The 16,818-nt window shown below is 65.7% G+C and carries 16 protein-coding genes; 6 read left to right on the top strand and 10 right to left on the bottom strand.

What is annotated here, in order from left to right:
- Window positions 1–171: 171 nt before the first annotated feature.
- Window positions 172–678 (top strand): RNHCP domain-containing protein, encoded by a 507-nt coding sequence (locus KF733_12220; protein QYK55760.1) that lies wholly within the window; start codon window positions 172–174, stop codon window positions 676–678.
- A gap of 41 nt (window positions 679–719) precedes the next feature.
- Here KF733_12220 and KF733_12215 read toward each other — a convergent pair whose 3' ends face one another.
- The 6 genes from KF733_12215 to tilS all read right to left on the bottom strand — a co-directional run bounded on the left by KF733_12215 (window position 720) and on the right by tilS (window position 7,508).
- The gene (locus tag KF733_12215; protein ID QYK55759.1) at window positions 720–1,025 is read right to left on the bottom strand and encodes an ATP-dependent Clp protease adaptor ClpS; all 306 of its coding nucleotides are present in this window, start codon (window positions 1,023–1,025) and stop codon (window positions 720–722) included.
- Complete coding sequence (locus KF733_12210) at window positions 1,018–1,329, bottom strand: ATP-dependent Clp protease adaptor ClpS (protein ID QYK55758.1); 312 nt, start codon at window positions 1,327–1,329, stop codon at window positions 1,018–1,020. The genes KF733_12215 and KF733_12210 overlap by 8 nt, the downstream gene beginning before the upstream one ends.
- Window positions 1,330–1,365: 36 nt before the next feature.
- Window positions 1,366–3,675, bottom strand: a complete 2,310-nt coding sequence (locus KF733_12205; protein ID QYK55757.1) for a hypothetical protein — start codon at window positions 3,673–3,675, stop codon at window positions 1,366–1,368.
- A 20-nt stretch (window positions 3,676–3,695) separates the two neighbouring features.
- Window positions 3,696–4,040: a tetratricopeptide repeat protein gene (locus tag KF733_12200; GenBank protein QYK55756.1), complete on the bottom strand. Its 345-nt coding sequence runs from the start codon at window positions 4,038–4,040 to the stop codon at window positions 3,696–3,698.
- Window positions 4,041–4,112: 72 nt separating this feature from the next.
- Window positions 4,113–6,014 (bottom strand): ATP-dependent zinc metalloprotease FtsH, encoded by a 1,902-nt coding sequence (gene ftsH / locus KF733_12195; protein QYK57171.1) that lies wholly within the window; start codon window positions 6,012–6,014, stop codon window positions 4,113–4,115.
- A 123-nt stretch (window positions 6,015–6,137) separates the two neighbouring features.
- Window positions 6,138–7,508, bottom strand: coding sequence for a tRNA lysidine(34) synthetase TilS (gene tilS, locus KF733_12190; protein ID QYK55755.1), 1,371 nt, complete (start codon window positions 7,506–7,508; stop codon window positions 6,138–6,140).
- A 56-nt stretch (window positions 7,509–7,564) separates the two neighbouring features.
- Between tilS and mgtE the strand changes: the two genes are divergently transcribed.
- Window positions 7,565–8,938, top strand: coding sequence for a magnesium transporter (gene mgtE / locus KF733_12185; protein QYK55754.1), 1,374 nt, complete (start codon window positions 7,565–7,567; stop codon window positions 8,936–8,938).
- A 111-nt stretch (window positions 8,939–9,049) separates the two neighbouring features.
- Complete coding sequence (locus KF733_12180) at window positions 9,050–10,306, top strand: PDZ domain-containing protein (GenBank protein QYK55753.1); 1,257 nt, start codon at window positions 9,050–9,052, stop codon at window positions 10,304–10,306.
- Here KF733_12180 and KF733_12175 read toward each other — a convergent pair.
- Window positions 10,260–11,567 (bottom strand): hypothetical protein, encoded by a 1,308-nt coding sequence (locus tag KF733_12175; protein QYK55752.1) that lies wholly within the window; start codon window positions 11,565–11,567, stop codon window positions 10,260–10,262. The genes KF733_12180 and KF733_12175 overlap by 47 nt on opposite strands.
- A complete protein-coding gene (locus KF733_12170) occupies window positions 11,564–12,433 on the bottom strand; it encodes an NAD(P)-dependent oxidoreductase (GenBank protein QYK55751.1) in 870 nt (289 codons plus the stop codon). Before KF733_12170 ends, KF733_12175 begins: the two co-directional genes overlap by 4 nt.
- Window positions 12,434–12,578: 145 nt before the next feature.
- Between KF733_12170 and KF733_12165 the strand changes: the two genes are divergently transcribed.
- Window positions 12,579–13,487 carry a prepilin-type N-terminal cleavage/methylation domain-containing protein gene (locus KF733_12165; GenBank protein ID QYK55750.1) on the top strand — a complete coding sequence of 303 codons (909 nt, stop codon included), beginning with the start codon at window positions 12,579–12,581 and terminating at the stop codon, window positions 13,485–13,487.
- Window positions 13,484–13,690, top strand: coding sequence for a hypothetical protein (locus KF733_12160; protein QYK55749.1), 207 nt, complete (start codon window positions 13,484–13,486; stop codon window positions 13,688–13,690). Before KF733_12165 ends, KF733_12160 begins: the two co-directional genes overlap by 4 nt.
- A 185-nt stretch (window positions 13,691–13,875) precedes the next feature.
- Here KF733_12160 and KF733_12155 read toward each other — a convergent pair whose 3' ends face one another.
- Entirely contained in the window at window positions 13,876–14,217 is a 342-nt protein-coding gene (locus KF733_12155; GenBank protein QYK55748.1) for a hypothetical protein, read from the bottom strand.
- A gap of 36 nt (window positions 14,218–14,253) precedes the next feature.
- Window positions 14,254–15,798, bottom strand: coding sequence for a glutamate--tRNA ligase (locus KF733_12150; protein QYK55747.1), 1,545 nt, complete (start codon window positions 15,796–15,798; stop codon window positions 14,254–14,256).
- Between the two features lie 411 nt (window positions 15,799–16,209).
- Here KF733_12150 and KF733_12145 point away from each other — a divergent pair, with 411 nt between their 5' ends.
- Window positions 16,210–16,809: a DUF4339 domain-containing protein gene (locus tag KF733_12145; protein ID QYK55746.1), complete on the top strand. Its 600-nt coding sequence runs from the start codon at window positions 16,210–16,212 to the stop codon at window positions 16,807–16,809.
- Window positions 16,810–16,818: the final 9 nt, after the last annotated feature.

Here is a 16,818-nt window from a genome sequence, read left to right as displayed (position 1 = left end):
AAGCCCTTCGGGGCCCTTCGAGGAGCCTTTGATGACACGTGCAGTCTCTGTGACGAGCGCCGTCGGTTCCGCCGAGAGAGCTTAACGCGGCTTTCGCCCGGCTCAGGAATCGCGGCAGCTTCCATTGCGAAGTCGCATGGCCCAGCCATGCCCGACCCACGCGATTCTCCCTTGAAGAAAAGTCACAAGAACTCACAGCCTTATGCTGCGTCCGAGGCGGGCTCGCGCCCGGACCGTCGGCACCGTCGTCTTGCCCGGAAGGCCGCCCGAGAGGCGGAACAGATGGGCCTGCCTGTCATTCCCGTGGACCGCATGGTCCAGCGGCTCAAGGATCCTGGCGCCGGCTTGGACGGCTTCGCCTGCAGGAACTGCGGGGCCCACGTCTCTTGGCATGGGGCGGGCTCGGGCCATCGGAACCACTGCCCCTCCTGCCTCTTCAGTCTGCACCTGGACGTTTCGCCCGGGGACCGGGCGGCCGAGTGCGAGGGGTTGATGGAGCCGATCGCGGTCTGGGTGCGCCGGGGCGGCGAGTGGGCATTGGTCCACCGCTGCCGTGATTGCGGCTGGCTGAGCTCGAACCGCGTCGCGGCCGACGATAACCCGGCCCTACTGGTCTCACTGGCGGTGCGCCCGATCGGCAACCCGCCGTTCCCATTGGAGAACTTGGCGGAGCCTTAAGGCTCGGTGGAGGTTGGCCCGCCGGCGCTGGATTCGGCGGGTCAGCTTTCGGGACTGGCTTCGACCCGGATCCCGATGGTTGCGATGACTTCGGCGGCGAGACGGCACTCGTTCTCGTCCGCCCGGTGGACGACGCACTGGCCGAAGTGGTCGATCTCCCAAGCCTCGATGTAGGCTTCCTCCTGGTCGCAGGCGGTGGCCAGGATGAGGACGGTCATCACCTCTTCATAGGTATTGACGTCGTTGTTGAAAACGGTGACGATCCAGTCGTGGCCGGGCCCGACCTTCTCCTTGGAGGTCCGCTCTGGGGCCTCGACGCCGCCAGCCATGAGGATCTTTTCAGTCATCCCACTCCTTTCTAATCTCGGTCGCCACGCCGATTCTCTTGATAACCCCGGCGACTTCTTCGCAGGTCGGCAAGGTGTCGAAGTGGACGGGCGCCTGGCCGTAGGTATGGGCTTCCCAAGTCTCGATCTCGGCCTCCTCCCTCTCGCACGCGGTGGCCGCCATCAGGATCCCCACGACCGCCTCGTACGGCGTGTGATCGTTGTTGAAAATCACGACGGCGTAGCGCCCTTCGTAACGGGTTTTCTGTTCGGGCTCTGGCAGCAGGATCGGCGCTGAAGTGCAGTGGAGGGCGCCCATCGGCATGGACAGACAGTATACACCGTTATCGGATAACTCTCGTCACAATTGGGCCGGGCCCCGGTTCGAATCCTTTTCGAGTTCCCTCCGCCGTCTCGAACCCAAAACGACCAGTGCGGCGGTAAGGGTCCAAGCCGCGATGGAGACTGGAAGGCCGGTGGCGAGGCCCGGCGGCCAGTATCGGAAGACCACGGTCTTTGCCGAATCTGGAAGGTCTACCTGCCGCCAGAAGCCGGCGGCAATCGGGACGGGCCGCCCATCCACCGTGGCCGTCCAACCCGGCAAGTTGCGGTCTCGCAGCACCAGGGGGCCGCGCCCGTCCGTCCGGACGACGGTCTCCGTCGCGGAGTCGCTGACGACTTGCGCGGTGCCCGCCGCGCGCGAGACTCGTCCCGGGCCGGGGAGCCTGTAAACAAGGGTCCCCTCGCGGGTCTCGGGCTCGGTCGCCAATTGCGGGAGGCGTTCGCCGCTCCAGACTTCTGTGACGCCCGATTCCATAAGCTTTGCGGGTTCAAAGCTTGGCTTAACGAACATCATGTTGCCGTTTTCGCTAGGAGCTGGATCCTGGCCTCCGTCCACTTCCTTGAGCCAGTTAACGGTTTCAACGTTCAGGAGGGAATCGTATCCGCCTACGTCATAACGCGAAAGGAACACGGCCGTGTTCGGGGGTGCCAGGGCTCTTGGCGGGGGGACGAGCAAGCCCCACCCCCGGTTCACGAACGCGACCCGGCCCGCCGGCGGCGATTCGGGCGCGGCCGAGTCGAGTGGCTCGCCGAAGACCACTCCGGGGGTCTGCGCCCGGAACACGAGGGCCAGGACGAGCGCGGTCAGGCCTGCGCGCAAGCGGCCATCGGCAAGGGGGCCGCTCTTACGTGGGTCGAGTCCGAACAACAGGGCGAGACCCACGCCGAGAAGCAGCGAGGTCGCCAAGACCTGGCCGACTATCGCGCGAAGGGCGTCCGCGGAGACGATGGCCGACATGTCGAGCCCAGGGAGCCAGGACGCCAGTCGGGGCACGTTCGCCACGACGGCGAGGGTGACGACGGCGAGCAACGCAAGGCCGGCCAAGGTCCGCTTGGTCCGTCCTGGGTCGATACCGCCCGGCCACGCAGTGCCGATCAGGACGCTGAGGGCGAGGAGCGGGATCACCAGGGCGCGCCCCGGGCTCCCGGTGGCGGCCCACCCCGGCACGCCGAAATAGAGGGGCAGGCTCCCCGGCCCCATTGCGACGAGGAGCCCGAGGCCCGCGACGGCGGCCAGGGCGCCCATTTCCGGGGTCACCTCCTTTCGCCGCAGGCCGAAGAGGAGGCACACGAGGGGCCCGAGCATCAGCGCCCCTTCCGCGTAGTTTGCGCCGGGCTTCAAGTAGGCGGGCCAGTAGTTGGTGAGCGGTTCTTCATAGCCGGGGATGCGTCCGTCCGGAGTGCCCACCGCGGAAGGGAAGGCGACGCCGGCGAGTTCAATCGGCGTCAGTGCTCCGGCCGAGTAGGCTTTCCACCCTTCTCCCGAGGGAGCCTGTCGACGATGGCTGGTTTGGGAATAGCTCAGGACGGGAAGCAGGTGCCCGGCCGAAATGGCGACGCCGAGGGCCAGGCTCGCGCTTCCGTAGAGCAGGGCCCTTCCCGATCCGGGCTTCTTTCCAACCGCGTGGGCGAAAGCCATCGCCACCGCAAAGAGGAAGGTGGCGAGGAGAACATAGGCCGCGAACTGCAGATGCCCGGCGAGCATCGTCATTCCGACGGGCAAAGCGAGCCAAGGAACCGTTGCTTGCCATGCGCGAGTCTGGAAGAGCCGCAAAACACCGGCAAGGCACCAGGGTGCCCAGGCCACGGTCGAAGGAACGCTCGCCAAGGGCAGCCAGGCAAGCATGAAGGGTGAGAGGCCGAAGAGAAGCCCGGCGAGCAAACCCCCGACCTCGTTGGCGCCGAGCCGAAGCGCAAGGGCCCGAGCCCCTAGCGAGGCGACGGCGAGATGGAACCAGGCGAGGAGCACGACGGCGAGGCCCGTCGGAACTCGCGCCACTCCGAAGAGGATGTGCGGGGGGTAGAGGCCGCCGCTTTGCGAGTTCGCGAGGAGGGGCGTGCCGCAAAGCTGATAGGGGTTCCAGAGGGGAAGTTCGCCACGTCCCCAGGCTTGCAGGGCCAGCTTCCGCCAAGGGTAGAACTGGAGCACGCCGTCCACCTGTAGCACGTTCCAGGAGGTGTCCTTGGGGGCAGGTCTATGCCACGGCGCGAACTGGGCGACCTGGTCGAAGGGGCCGATCGTCTTCCCGCTGAAGAGGCCGGGGAGCACGGGGAGGAGGGTCGCGACCAGCAGTACGACGACGGGCCAATGTCGCCGCAAGAACTCCACGCGCAGATTTTAGCCTGAGGTCAGCAGTAGACGATCTGGCGCCTGGCGTTCTCGTGGTTCGGGTCGACGGCCAGGATCGCGGAGAACTCGGCGCAGGCCTCCTCGTTCATGGCCAGCATCATGTAGGTCATGCCGAGGTCGTACCGCACGTCAAGGTCGTCGGGCTCCTCGAAAGCGAGCGTGCGCAAGGCTTCCAACGACCCTTCAAAGTCACCCAAAAACCCTTGGATCAAAGCGAGTTGCCAACGAGATTTTGTGTGGAAAGGGGCCTTGCCCAAGACTTCCTGAAATGCGGCCTGCGCCTCCGGATATCGCCCTTCGTGCCGAAGGCTAAGCGCGCGTTCGTATAGTTCCTCGACGTTCATCCAGCGCCCGAACCTTGCTTAACGCGGCCATCATACCGGATGGGCGATACGGCCTACACGGTGTGTCCGTGCTTAAGCAGGGTCGGGCTCTAGACGAGGGGACGTCCCCGTCGAGGAACGCTTTTCGTTCTCTTTGTTGACGGTGGCTTCGGCCTCGGGCGGTTCAGCGGGGCTGCGCGCAGGAACCGACTTGCCGGCCATGACGGCCAAGAACTGCTCGCGGTCCAGCGTCTCATGCTCCAGGAGCGCGTCGACGACCTGGTCGAGCTTCTCACGGTTCTGGGTGATGAGGTCGAAGGAGCGCTGTCGGCAGTGCTCGACGATGTTTCGGACTTCCTCGTCGATCTGTCGCGCGATGTCCTCGCTGTAGTCCCTGTCCTCGCTGTAGTCGCGACCCAAGAACGGGTTCCGCGACCGACGCCCGATAGCCAGCGTGCCGAGCTTGTCGCTCATGCCGTATTCGGTGACCATGGCGCGCGCGATGGAGCTGACGCGCTGGAGGTCGTTCGAGGCCCCGGTGGTGACTTGGTTGAAGACGATCTCCTCGGCCACGCGCCCGCCCAGCAGGGCGCTCACATCGTCCAAGAGCTCGGCCTCGGTCACGAGGTAAGAGTCTTTTTCGGGGAGTTGCCAGGTGGAGCCCAGCGACATGCCCCGCGGCAGGATCGTGACCTTGTGGACGGGGTCGCAGTGTTCGAGGAGTTCTCCAACGATCGCGTGTCCCGCCTCGTGGACGGCGATGGTCCTGCGCTCGTCGGCGTCGATGACGCGGCTCTTGCGCTGGGGACCGGCCATCACGCGGTCGAGGGCTTCCTCGACGTCGTCCATGTGGACCTTGGCGCGGTTGCGCCGTGCGGCCAGCAGGGCGGCCTCGTTGAGGCCGTTCGCGAGGTCCGCGCCGGTGAAGCCTGGCGTCCGCTTTGCGATGACGGAAAGGTCGACGTCGCTCGCCACGGGCTTGCCCTTGGCATGGATCCGGAGGATCTGCTCGCGGCCGTTGGCGTCGGGGGGATCGACCACGATCTGACGGTCGAAGCGGCCCGGGCGCAGGAGCGCCGGGTCGAGCACGTCCGGCCGGTTCGTGGCAGCGATCATGATGACGCCCGTGTTGGGGTCGAAGCCGTCCATCTCGACCAGAAGCTGGTTCAAGGTCTGTTCGCGCTCGTCGTGGCCCCCGCCGAGTCCGGCGCCCCGCTGGCGGCCGACGGCGTCGATCTCGTCGATGAAGATCAGGCACGGCCGGTGGGCCTTGGCGGTTTCGAAGAGGTCGCGGACCCGGGCCGCGCCGACGCCCACGAACATCTCGACGAAGTCAGAGCCGCTGATGTGGAAGAACGGCACGCCCGCCTCGCCGGCGATGGCCCGGGCAAGGTGGGTCTTGCCCACGCCGGGGGGGCCGGTGAGGAGCACGCCCTTCGGGATCTTCGCGCCGAGGGCGACGTATTTCTTCGTGTTGCGAAGGAAGTCGACGATCTCGTAGAGCTCGGCCTTGGCTTCTTCGATGCCGGCCACGTCCTCGAACGTGATCTTGGGGCTTTGTTCTCCGGCCCGCTTCGCCTTGCTACGGCCAAAGTTCATGGCCTGGTTACCGCCGGCTTGGGCGGCGCGGTTCAGGAAGAGCCAGATGAGGGCGAAGAACAAGATCGGGACAAGGAACATGCCTACGAACGGCAGGATCGTCTGGGCCGGCGGCGGCTCCTCGATCTTGACCTCGACCTTGCTGGTCTCCATCTTCGCGAGAAGGTTCGAGCCTGCGTCGGTCTCGGGCGGATAGGCCCGCACCGTATAGCGCTCGTCGCCCTTGAGCTCGCCCGAGATGTTCTGCTGCTGCCAGCTGGCGGACTTGACATTGCCCGCATCGACCTCTGTAAGGAACTCGGAGATCTGGAGCCTGCGGGGCTGTTTCGCGGCAAACCCGAGGGCGGACGGCGGGCTGATCACGCTCAATCCGATGATCACGACCAACAGCGCCAAGACGCTGAAAACGAGAACTTGCGCTCCTTTGTTCAAATCTACTCCAACAACCCTTGCCCGGGAGTGTGCGTTGATCTACCTACGTCTGACATAAACCACCCGTTCCGGGCTCGCCCAGGGTGCTCAGTCCAACGGACCAAAGTGTAAACGCACCGCCTGAGTCGTATGCTCGGTGATTCTGACTCGCTCGCTTAGCCTTCCGCCGGGGACCCAGACGATTCCGTCCGCGTCTGAGAGGATCGGCAACCGGCTTCTGGCGAACTCGGTCAAACCCATTTCTTGATAGACGTCGGAGACCAGTTTTGTTCCACCGAGCCCTAAAGGGCTTATGCGGTCTCCGGGCTGGACGCTTCGCAGGCTCAGCGGGGGGACGAGTTTCTCGGCGTCGGCGACCTCCTCGAGCCGGCTTGCAGGAGGCTCTTTCCGAACGTTCTTGGAAGCGGTGAAGCGCCACCCCATTTGCAGGCTCTCGGCTTCGCCCGGGATTTGGAACGGGAAGGAGAACGGCGGGTTCTCGTCGAGGCGCTGGAAGTGCAGCAGCCCGTCCTTCCAGGTCAATCGGGGCCCACCGTTGGAAAGGGTCAAGGAACCCTTCGGATGGGCCATGAGGCTCCCAAGCGCCGCCTCCACCCAGTCGAACTCCGGTGGACGCCCGAGCGCGTCGGCGACCAGGCGCAGAAGCCGCGCCCGCAACACGGGCGGCTCCTGGGCCACTGCGGCAAGGTCGAAGGCGACCTCGTCGTTCAGGGTCAGGAAGCGGAGGCTTCCGTTCAGGTGCCGTTCGCACCGCTCCGCCGCGGCCGCGGCCATTGCGTTCAGGAACTCGTCCTCGCGCTCGACCAAGCTGGCGAGCCGGGCGAAGCCGGTCCTGAGTGAAGGGTTGATCTGCTCCAGTTCTGGCACCACGCGGTGCCGCATCCTTGCCCGACTGTGGGCGAGGTCGTGGTTGGCGGGATCGTCGTGGGTCCAGAGGCCGTATTCCTGGCAGTAGGCCACCGTCTCGGCGCGGGAGAAGCGGAGTAGGGGGCGGACAATGGGGCCCCTTTGGAGGGGGATGCCGCGCAGCCCCGTGAGGCCGGTGCCCCGGGTTAGGTTCAGGAGGATCGTCTCGACCTGGTCGTCTGCGGTGTGGGCCGTCGCGATCCGCTGGGAGGAGGTTGATGCCATCGCCTGGTCGAAGAAGGCGTAGCGGGCCCTCCGCCCCGCCTCCTCCAAGCTGAGTCCCAGCGACCGCGCCATCAGCGGCACGTCTGCCCGGCCGGCCATGAAGGGCACTCCAAGGCCCTCTGCGAAGGCGGAGCACCGTTCGGCCTCCTCGTCGGCCTCGTGCCGCTGCCCGTGGTGGAGATGGGCGGCCACAACGTCGCGCCCGGCTCGGACGAGGAGGTGGAGGAGACAGGTGGAGTCGGGCCCGCCGCTGTACCCAACGAGGACCCGGCACCCGGCCGGGACCAGATTGGACTCGTCGAGCCCCGCGACGAACGCCTCAAGCACCAAATGTTTATACCGGTCCGAGAGACCGAAGTGGCCGGGGCGTTAAGATTGCCGGGTTGGCCGATCCCGTTGCCCTCAGCGACCGCTTGCGCTCCCTTCTGCATCAGGAAGAGGGGGGCGCGGAGCTGCGCCAAGAACTGGCGGGTCAAAGGGCTGAGGACTTGGCGGCGGCCCTGGAGCGGCTTTCCCGGGACGAGGGACGGGCGCTCTTGGAGCAGATGGACTCGCTCAAGGCGGGCTATGTGATGGTCGAGCTGCCGACCGAAACGGCGCGGGGCTTGGCCGCCGACCTTCCCGACGAGGTCCTTGCGGTCTATCTGGACGTCCTCCCGATGGACGACGCCATCGACCTTCACGAGGAACTGGGGGACGAGCGCTTCGACGTCCTCCTGAACCTGATCCCGCCGGAAGACGCCCGTGAGATCCGCCGCCTCCTCTACTACCCGGAGCGGAGCGTCGGCCGGGCGATGACGGAAAAGTTCTTCGAGGCGAGTCCGGACGCGACGATGCAGTCGATCATGGACGACCTCCGCCTGGCCAGCGAGGACAAGTACGAGACGGTCAACGATGTCTACGTCGTCGACGAGGACCGCTTCTTGAAGGGCGTCTTCAGCTTGCGCCGGGCCCTGCGGGCGGAACCCGGCGCTTTGGCGCGCGAGGTGATGAACCCGGAGCCGATCGTCGCCCACGCCTCAGAGCGGGACGAAGAGGCAGCCCGCCGCATGGCCCGCTACGGCTTTTACTCGCTGCCGGTCATCGACGAGCGGGGCCGGATGGTGGGCCTCTTCACAGGCGACGATGCGCAGACCGTCCTGCGCGAGGCGGAATCCGAGGACGTCCTCGCCCTCGGCGCGGTCACGGGTTCTGTGGAATCGTACATCTCGCTCAGCCCCTGGCAGCTTTACAAGCGTCGTTTTCCCTGGTTGCTGATCCTCTTCGTCGCGGAAACCCTGACGGGCGGGGTGATGCGGCACTATACGAACCTGGTCGAGGGCGACCCTCAGGGGATTGGGCTGCTGATCCCCTTCATCCCCTTGGTCTTGGGCGCAGGGGGCAACAGCGGTTCCCAGGTCACGACCACGATCACCCGTGGTCTGGCGGTTGGAGAGGTGGAGTTGCGCGACGCTTGGCTCGTCTTCGTCCGGGAGATGACCGTCGCCCTGATGATCGGGGGGAGCCTGGGGGTCGCCGGCTTCCTTCGGGCTTACTTTGGCTGGAACAGCGGCCTCCAGATCAGCGCGATCGTCGCAGTCGCCCTTCCGTTGGTCGTCACCTGGGCGGCGACGGTGGGTTCCCTGCTCCCGCTGGCCGCGAAGCGACTGAACATCGACCCGGCTGTGATGAGCGCCCCCTTCATCTCGACGTTCGTGGACGCGACCGGGCTCGTGATCTATTTCGAAGTCGCGCTGCGGCTCTTCCGCTTCAAATGACCAGCGACTCTACGGGTCTTTCGGACACTTACAGGCGGTCTGGGGGAACGGGGCACTGTCGGCGATAGGTTTTCCGTAAAAAGGGTGGAACAACCCCTTTTGGTCTCCACGATGAAAATTCCCCGCCTTGCCTTTGCCGCGGCCTTGACGGCCGCCCTATTCAACGTCCCCGCTGTCGCCCAGCAGGATCAAAGCCCGGAGATCACGGCCGAACAGAAGGCCGAGGTCCTGAAGTCGATGGGCGAGATGATCAAGAAGCAGGCCTATGTGCCGGGGGTCGACTTCTCCAAGTGGGACGAGACGGTCGAGAAGCACAGGTCCGACCTTGACGCCGCCAAGACGCAAGTGGACTTCACACGCGAGGTCAACCAGGCGCTGGGCGAGTACGGTTTCAGCCACATCGTCCTCTATTCTCCCGTGATGGCGAGTTCCCGGGTGAACCAGAACATGGTGGGCATCGGAGTCCGCATCCAGTTGGAGCCGACAGGGATCCGCGTGATGTCGGTCTTCCCGAAGAGCCCTGCCGAAGAGGTGGGGATCCAGGCGGGCGACTTGATCGTCGGGGCCGACGGCAAGGCCGTTCGCACCCCCGCGGACCTCGCGGGCAAGGAAGGCACCCGGGCGAAGGTCGACGTCGTGCGCGGGAGTGAGCGGCTCTTGCTCGATGTCGAGCGGCGCAAGTTTTCGACTGTGATCCCGGAGACGCTTCAGAAGCTTGACGCGAAAACGTCCCTCCTGACTGTCCCGACGTTCGACATTGGCTACAGCTCGAAGAACGTCAACGCGCTGATGGAGCAGGCGATGGGCTCTGACCGCCTCATCGTGGACCTCCGCAACAATGGGGGCGGCGCCGTGCGGAACCTGCTGGATCTGTGCGGCTACTTCCTGAAGCCTGAGCAGGCGCTCGGCACGTTCGTGGACAAGTCCCTCGTCGAGAAATATGAGAAGGCGACGGGCAAAGTCGCGGGCAAGGACGTACGCCCGGTCGCGGCTTGGGCGCCGGACAAGCTCCGCGCGATCCCCCAGAAGTCGCGCTTCTCGGGCCAGGTCGTGGTGCTGGTGAACGGGGCCACCGGTTCGGCGAGCGAGATGTTCGCCGCAGCCATGCGGGACCACCTGGGCGCGAAGGTCGTCGGCTCAAAGTCGGCGGGCGCGGTTTTGGCGTCCTACATGCGGCCGCTGGCCCAAGGCTTTGTGCTGCAGTACCCGGTGACCGACTACGTGACGGTCAAGGGGCTCCGCATCGAAGGCATTGGCATCGCGCCGGACGTGACGACCGTCGCGAACCGGTACGGCGAGCCTGACTTCGCCGTGGTCGAGGCTACAAAGCTGTTCGAGGCCTCGGCGGGCTCGTTGATAAATAAGTAGCGAGGGGCTGCTTTCGGGCGTCCTTGGGCGCCGCGACGGCGAGGTCTGCGGGCCGCATGGGGATCCGGGAATACCGGGTCGCCATGGCGGCCCCTCCCAGTTTTTGAGCCTGCGCGCTGGATGCGCCGAAGAGGAACCCGTCCCGCTCGGCGATGATCAGAGTCATGGTGTCCTGGCTTCCGGACACCTCCCTTTGGGGCGGATAGGATACGCGGAGGATCGCGGCCTTCTCGCCGTCGATCGTGGTCGTACCGAGGTAGTTGATCTGGGAGTGGTTGCCGTAGATCAGGCGCATCGGGTTCTCACCGCGCGCCAGAGTCTGCAAGAGCGTCTCCAACCGCGTGCCGGCCTTTGAGGGGGCCTCTGCCGCTTCGGCCATCTTGGCCTCGCCGGTGACGAGTACGCCCGCCTTTTTGTCCAACATCGTGAGCCGCTTGCCGTCGTAAGCCCAGTCCGCGAGGCTGTCGACCATCCGGACCTTGCCTTCCATCACGTAAACGTCGACGACCTCGCCGGAGCGTTTGGACTTGTAGGCCAGCTTCTTGGGTTGTTCGTAGAGCTTGAAGAGCTTTTCGGCGGTGCGCTGCGCGTCCTTCGAGCCGTAGACAGGCGGGACGATCGTGAACCGGGGATACGCCGACTTGGCGTAGGTCATGGGCGGGCCGAGCCGGATTTCGTCGGGCTGGCGCGGTTCGACAATGAAGGTGTAGGAGAGCGAGGAGAGGGAGCCGGTGGATTCGAACGCGGTCAGGTAGCCGGTCTGGAGGTCGAAGGCGATGCGAAGGAGGGCCTCGGGCGTCTTCTTCTCGAGCCAGAAGCCCGGTTCTTTCACGGCTCTGGACGGTCGCCAGTCGGCGGGCGGGCCGATCTCCTTGAACCAGGTGGCCACCGCGTCGGGGTCTTCGTACATCGTCGCCACGGGCTCGATCCAACTCGCCATTGAACGGAGGCCGGCGACCACGCGCTGGCCTTTGGCCTCCTCGACGTAGTACTTCTGCGATGCGTGCGCGACCTCATAGAGCGCGGGCTGGGTGGCGATGAACTCGGTCGACTCCTTGCCGAAGAGCCGCAGCGCGGCCCCTTTTCCGCGGATAAAGCGATAAGTCATCTCGACCGTCTCCGGCCCGCCCCACCCCTTGCTTCGCCGCTTCATGACCACCGCCCCGACCTCGAACTCCTTATAGGCGGCGATCGCCTTTTGGAAAAGGTGGTCGGCCGGGTCGAACCGGGCGAGGGCGAGCGCCAGGGCGAGCGTCGTCACTTTTCGAACCCCATGCCCAGAAGGGCCTCGAACAGGGCGGCTGTCGCCCATTCGCCGTGTCCCGCTTCGTCCAACTTTGCGAGCAGCGCGTCGACAAGCTGGGTCGCGGGGACGGCCGCTTCGGTCTCTTGCGCCGTATTGACCACATACTCGAAGTCCTTGCGCTGGTTCTTGATGGAGAAGCCGGGCGACCAATCGCGCTCGACGACCTTAGGGCCGTAGTTGTCCATGGCCCAGGAGCCGGCCGCGCCGCTGGCGAGCAGGGCGCGCGTGGTTTCCAGGTCCAGTCCGGACTTGCGCGCAAAGGCGAGGGCCTCACAAAGACCGATGAGGGACCCGGCGACGGCGATCTGGTTCGCGGCCTTGGTGGTCTGGCCCGCTCCCGGGCCGCCAACTCGTTCTATCCGCGCGCTGTAGGGCTCCATGACGGGCTTCGCCCGGTTGAAAACGTCTGGTTCGCCCCCGCACATGACGGTGAGTGTGCCCTTTTGGGCGCCCATCGAGCCGCCGGTCACGGGCGCGTCCAAGAACGCGCCGCCCGATTGGGAGCAGCGGGCGTGGGCCTCCCTCGCCGCGGCAGGGGCGATGGTGGAGTGGTCGACGACGAGAAATCTGGGTGGGAGGGCCGGGAGCAGGGAGTCCAGCAGGGAATGGACGTCCTCCGACCGATTGACGCAGAGGACGACCGTCTCCACCTCGCGGGCTAGGGAGGCGGGGTCAGGGGCGACCCTTGCCCCTTGGGCTTCAAGGGGCCGGGCGGATTCAGGCCGTCGCGCCCAGACCGTCACGGGCCAACCCGCGGAAAGGAGGTGCCCCGCCATAGGGCCGCCCATCACACCGAGCCCGATGAACCCTACCGGCTGCATAGGCAGCAGTTTAACGCCACTGCAAAAAGTGCCCGCAAGTCCAGGTAATTACACGTGAACCATAGGAAGGGTGGGCATTTGGTTCACTTCTCGCGTCATAATAGGCCTTTAGGCTGAACAGTCAGATTCAACCTAGGAAGTCATCATGCGCCGAAAAGGCTTTACTTTAATAGAACTGCTTGTCGTGATCGCGATCATCGCGATCCTCGCGGCCATTCTTTTCCCCGTCTTCGCCCAGGCAAAGAGCGCGGCAAAGAAATCGCTGTGGCTACAGCACTTCAAGCAGGCGAACATCGCTGTCGTCCAATACATGGCCGACAACCAAGACGGCCTGCCTCCCTGCAACATGGACGCGCGGTCCCGCACGGGGTCGGGCGCTTGCTGGGGCTGCGGCTACCCGAACTATCCGAACGACCAGATCTGGGTCCAACTGGTCATGCCCTACACGAAGAGCTGGGAGATCTGGCGCGTGCCGGTCGACCCCTATTCGAAGGAGGACAAGCTCGCGGTCGACCCGTACACGAACGCCCCCTATCCGAAGGGGCACCCGAACTACTACTACGCGATGGCCTCTCGCAGCCACGTGGGGATGAACTATTCGTTCCTTTCTCCTTGGCTTTACGATCCGGTGAACCGGCTTGCGGGTTCTAAGCCCGTGAACAGCTCGCAGATCGAATCGCAGGCGGACACGCTCTTCGGCGTGGAATCCATCTGGGACCGCAACTCGGCTTCCGGCGTGCCGGAAGGCGGCGGGAACTGGGTCGTCGAGGCGCCCTGCGTGCGCGATTCGGCGGGCAACTGGCTGGTGCCGATCGACGTCAACCAGTGGTACAGCTACGGCGGTTGGGTGGTGAACCAGACCGGCCGCGCTCCCTATAGCTGGCGCGAGTTCGGCGGCGCCTGGCCCTGGTTCACGCGCCAGTTCATGGCGACTTTCGTGGACAGCCACGCCAAGCCGGTCTCGCTGGGGCGGCTGGTGGACGGATGCGACGTGCGCTCGAACTACGGTGGCCGCGCGTATGACGGCGACAAGTACCTTTACGACCTTCGATGAGAAAGTTCGTATGGATCGTGGCGGCGGCGTTTGCCGCCGCCTTCGTTGCTGGGTGCGGTGAGGAGTCGTCCAACGCCGGTTACTCGGCGGAGGTCTCCAAGGAGATGAACGCCGCCACCGAAAAGAACCACAAGAGCGACATCCCCGATGACCCTCCGCCGCCCAACGTGTTGAGCGACGGGAAGTCGGCTGAGGTCAAGTGACCCCAGAGCAAGCAGGTCGCTCAGACGGTTAGGGGGCAACCACGAAATCCGAGTAGGGCCGGCCACTCTCCGGCCCTACTCCATGCCACGCTTTTCTTTTGCTCTGCGCTTGAGATGGATGGCCGTCCCAGCCATGAGTAGGGCGACCAGGGTCGGAGTGCTCTTGCCTGGGTCAAGCCTCGAGGTCAACGAGTCGGCGGCTGCGCCGAGCGGGTATTCACCCGCGGAATCGGCCTGGACTTGTGCTTATCAAGTCGTGCTGGCGCTTCCTGCGCCTTCTCAGTCGCGACTGGCTCGCCGGCGGCCGTGTTGGTTGAGGCGTGGGGAACCGTGGCAGAGGTGGACTTAACGGCGATCATGCTGAGCGGCTCGCCGGTCTCGGCGTCGATCCAGAGCCCATACTTACCGACTTGCCCTTGCCAGACAAGCCTGGACTTGTTCTCCTCCGTGTAGCGGCCGCCAGTCGTGTAGCCAAGGCACTCGTCGTCGAACGAGCCTGTCACATAGAGATACATGCTCCGCCGCATCGCTTCGTCGCCAGGCCACTCAAAGGCGTCGGCCGATCATAAGAGACGCCCTGTGGCCTTCGACAACCGTGCCAGCATGCGCTCCCTACCTAAGACCGCCATGAGTTCGAAGAGACCGGGGCCGACGGTCTTTCCGGTGAGGGCGACTCGGATTGGGTGGACGGCGGGGCCGAGCTTTTCCAGGCCGACCGCCGCCTGTCCGTCGCGGACGAGCCGCTCGCATGCCTCGACCGTCCACGCCTGGTCGGTCTGCCCCAGCTTGCCCAACATGGCCTCGAACAGCGCGGGCACGTGCGGCTCCCCAAACCACTTTTCCACCGCTTTCGGGTCGAAATCGACCTCCTCGACGAAGAAGAACTCGCATGCCGGGCCGAGTTCGGCGAGCGTCGTCACCCGTTCCTGCTCCAGTCGGACGGCCTCCAGCGCATAGGCGCGGTCGGTGCCTGCCACCGCTGCCAGCCGTTCCAGGGCCTTCGCCTTGAGCACCGGGTCTGGCTCGCCCTCTGCCCCGACCCGGTTGTGCCAGTACCGCTGGGTCTCGTCGCGCGTTGCATAGGCGACCGCCTCGTCCATCAGGGCCTCGGCGCCCATCGACCGGATGTACTGGCCGTTCATCCAGTCCAGCTTGTCCCGGTCGAAGACGCCCGGCGAAGGCTGGATGCCGCGCACATCGAACGCCTCGGCCATCTCGTCCATCGACATCACCTCGCGGTCACCGCCCGGCGCCCACCCGATGAGCGCGATGAAGTTCGCGAGCGCCGCGCTGAGGTAGCCGGCCCGGCGGTAGTCGAGGCAGGCGGTGTCGCCGTGCCGCTTGCTCAGCTTCGAGCCGTCCTTGCCCTTGATCACGGGCACGTGGACGAAGACCGGCGGCTCCCAGCCCATCGCCTTGAAGAGCACCAGGTGCTTAGGGGCGCTACTGATCCACTCCTCGCCGCGAAAGACGTGGGTGACTTCCATCAGGTGGTCGTCGACCATGGCCGCAAAGTGGTAGGTCGGCATGCCGTCCGCCTTGATGAGCACGGGGTCGTCCACCACGTTCGAGTCGTACTCGATGCGGCCGCGAATGGCGTCGTCCAGCACGATCCGCTCGCCGCGCGGCACCTTGAGCCGGATGACGCCGGGCTTGCCCGCCGCCTGGGCCGCCTCCACCTGCGCGGGGGTGGCCTCGCGCCATTCGCCGCCGAAGTAGCCGGTCGGCTGCTTGTTGATCTGCTGGAACTCGCGCATCGCCTCGAGCTCCTCGGGGGTGTCGAACGCCCAATAGGCCGTGCCGTCCTCCAGCATCCGCCGCCAGTGCGGCTCATAGACCCCCGCCTCCTTGCGCTCGCTCTGCCGGTACGTCCCGTGCGGCCCCCCGACCCCCACGCCCTCCTGCCACTCGACCCCGACGTAGCGCAGGCTCTCCATGATCTCCGCCTCGCAACCCTCGACCAGCCGAGTGCGGTCTGTGTCTTCGATGCGCAGGATGTGCAACCCGCCGTGGTGCTTGGCGAAGAGGTGGTTGAAGAGGGCGGTGCGGATGTTCCCGACGTGGGGGCTTCCAGTCGGGCTCGGGGCGTAACGGACGCGGACGGACATGCCGCCCTAAGATACTAGGTCAAGCCACCCGGAACGGGCCCCCGCCTCCGGAGGCCCCTCTCCTCCTGCGAAGGAGGGGGTTGGGGGGTGAGGTTCTGTGGTCGGTTGCGTTTGCCAGGCGTTCCTCCCCCCTCCCCGAGCTTGGGGAGGGGGTCAGGGGGAGGGTCTGGCGCTGGATTTGGCGAGTCCCCTCACCCCGGTTCCCTCTGGTCACCGACCCTCTCCCCCAGAGGGGCGAGGGTGTTTCCCCTCCCCAGGCATGGGGAGGGGGTCGCTGAGCTCTAAAACTGGAAGGAAGGGGCGAGCACCAGGATCTGCGGACGGGACGTCCGCCGACCGGGTTGCGGGCGGGGGCGCCCGCGCTCCGGGGGGTCGCGTCCCGAGGCTCTTGCAACGCTTGGCTAGAATGCAGTGTCAAGCCAATACGTGGCGCAGGTGATGGCGGAACACAGCGGGACAGAGTGGTTCTACGTCGGGCATTACGGCCAGCTTGGTCCGTTGACGCTCGAGCAGATGGAGGAGCTGAGCCGGGACGGGGTGATCGGCACGGACACCTACGTCTGGCGGCCGGGCCTTTCGGATTGGAGCCCGGCGGAGCAGGTCGCGGAGTTGCGGCGGGTGCTGAAGGAGGGCGAGGCGGAGGCCACGCCGCCCCCCGTGCCCTCCTCGCGGCCCGGTGCCCCGTTGGAAAGGGGCCGCGAATTCAGCCCGCCCACGTTGCCGGTTCCTCCGAGCCCGGCCCGCTTTGAGTACACCGCCTTCCGCACCCAGAAAGACTGGCTGGCATCGCCGGGGGCGGTACCGAAGAGCGACAAGAGCCGCGTCGTGGCGGGACTCTTGAACCTCATCCCCGGCATCGGCCGCTTTTATCTGGGCTATGCGGCCCACGGCTCGCTGCAGCTTTTCGCCTCGATGTGCGGGGTCGGGCTGCTGTGGTCTTGGCTGGATGGCATCTTCATCTTGGCGGGCGGGGTGAAATACGACGGTTATGGCCGCCTCTTGGACGACTGAGCCGAGCCT

This window comes from Fimbriimonadaceae bacterium (genome assembly GCA_019454125.1).
Lineage (GTDB): Bacteria > Armatimonadota > Fimbriimonadia > Fimbriimonadales > Fimbriimonadaceae > JALHNM01.
The sequence above is the reverse complement of the archived record's forward strand: the minus strand, read 5'-3'. Positions and strand labels throughout refer to the sequence as shown.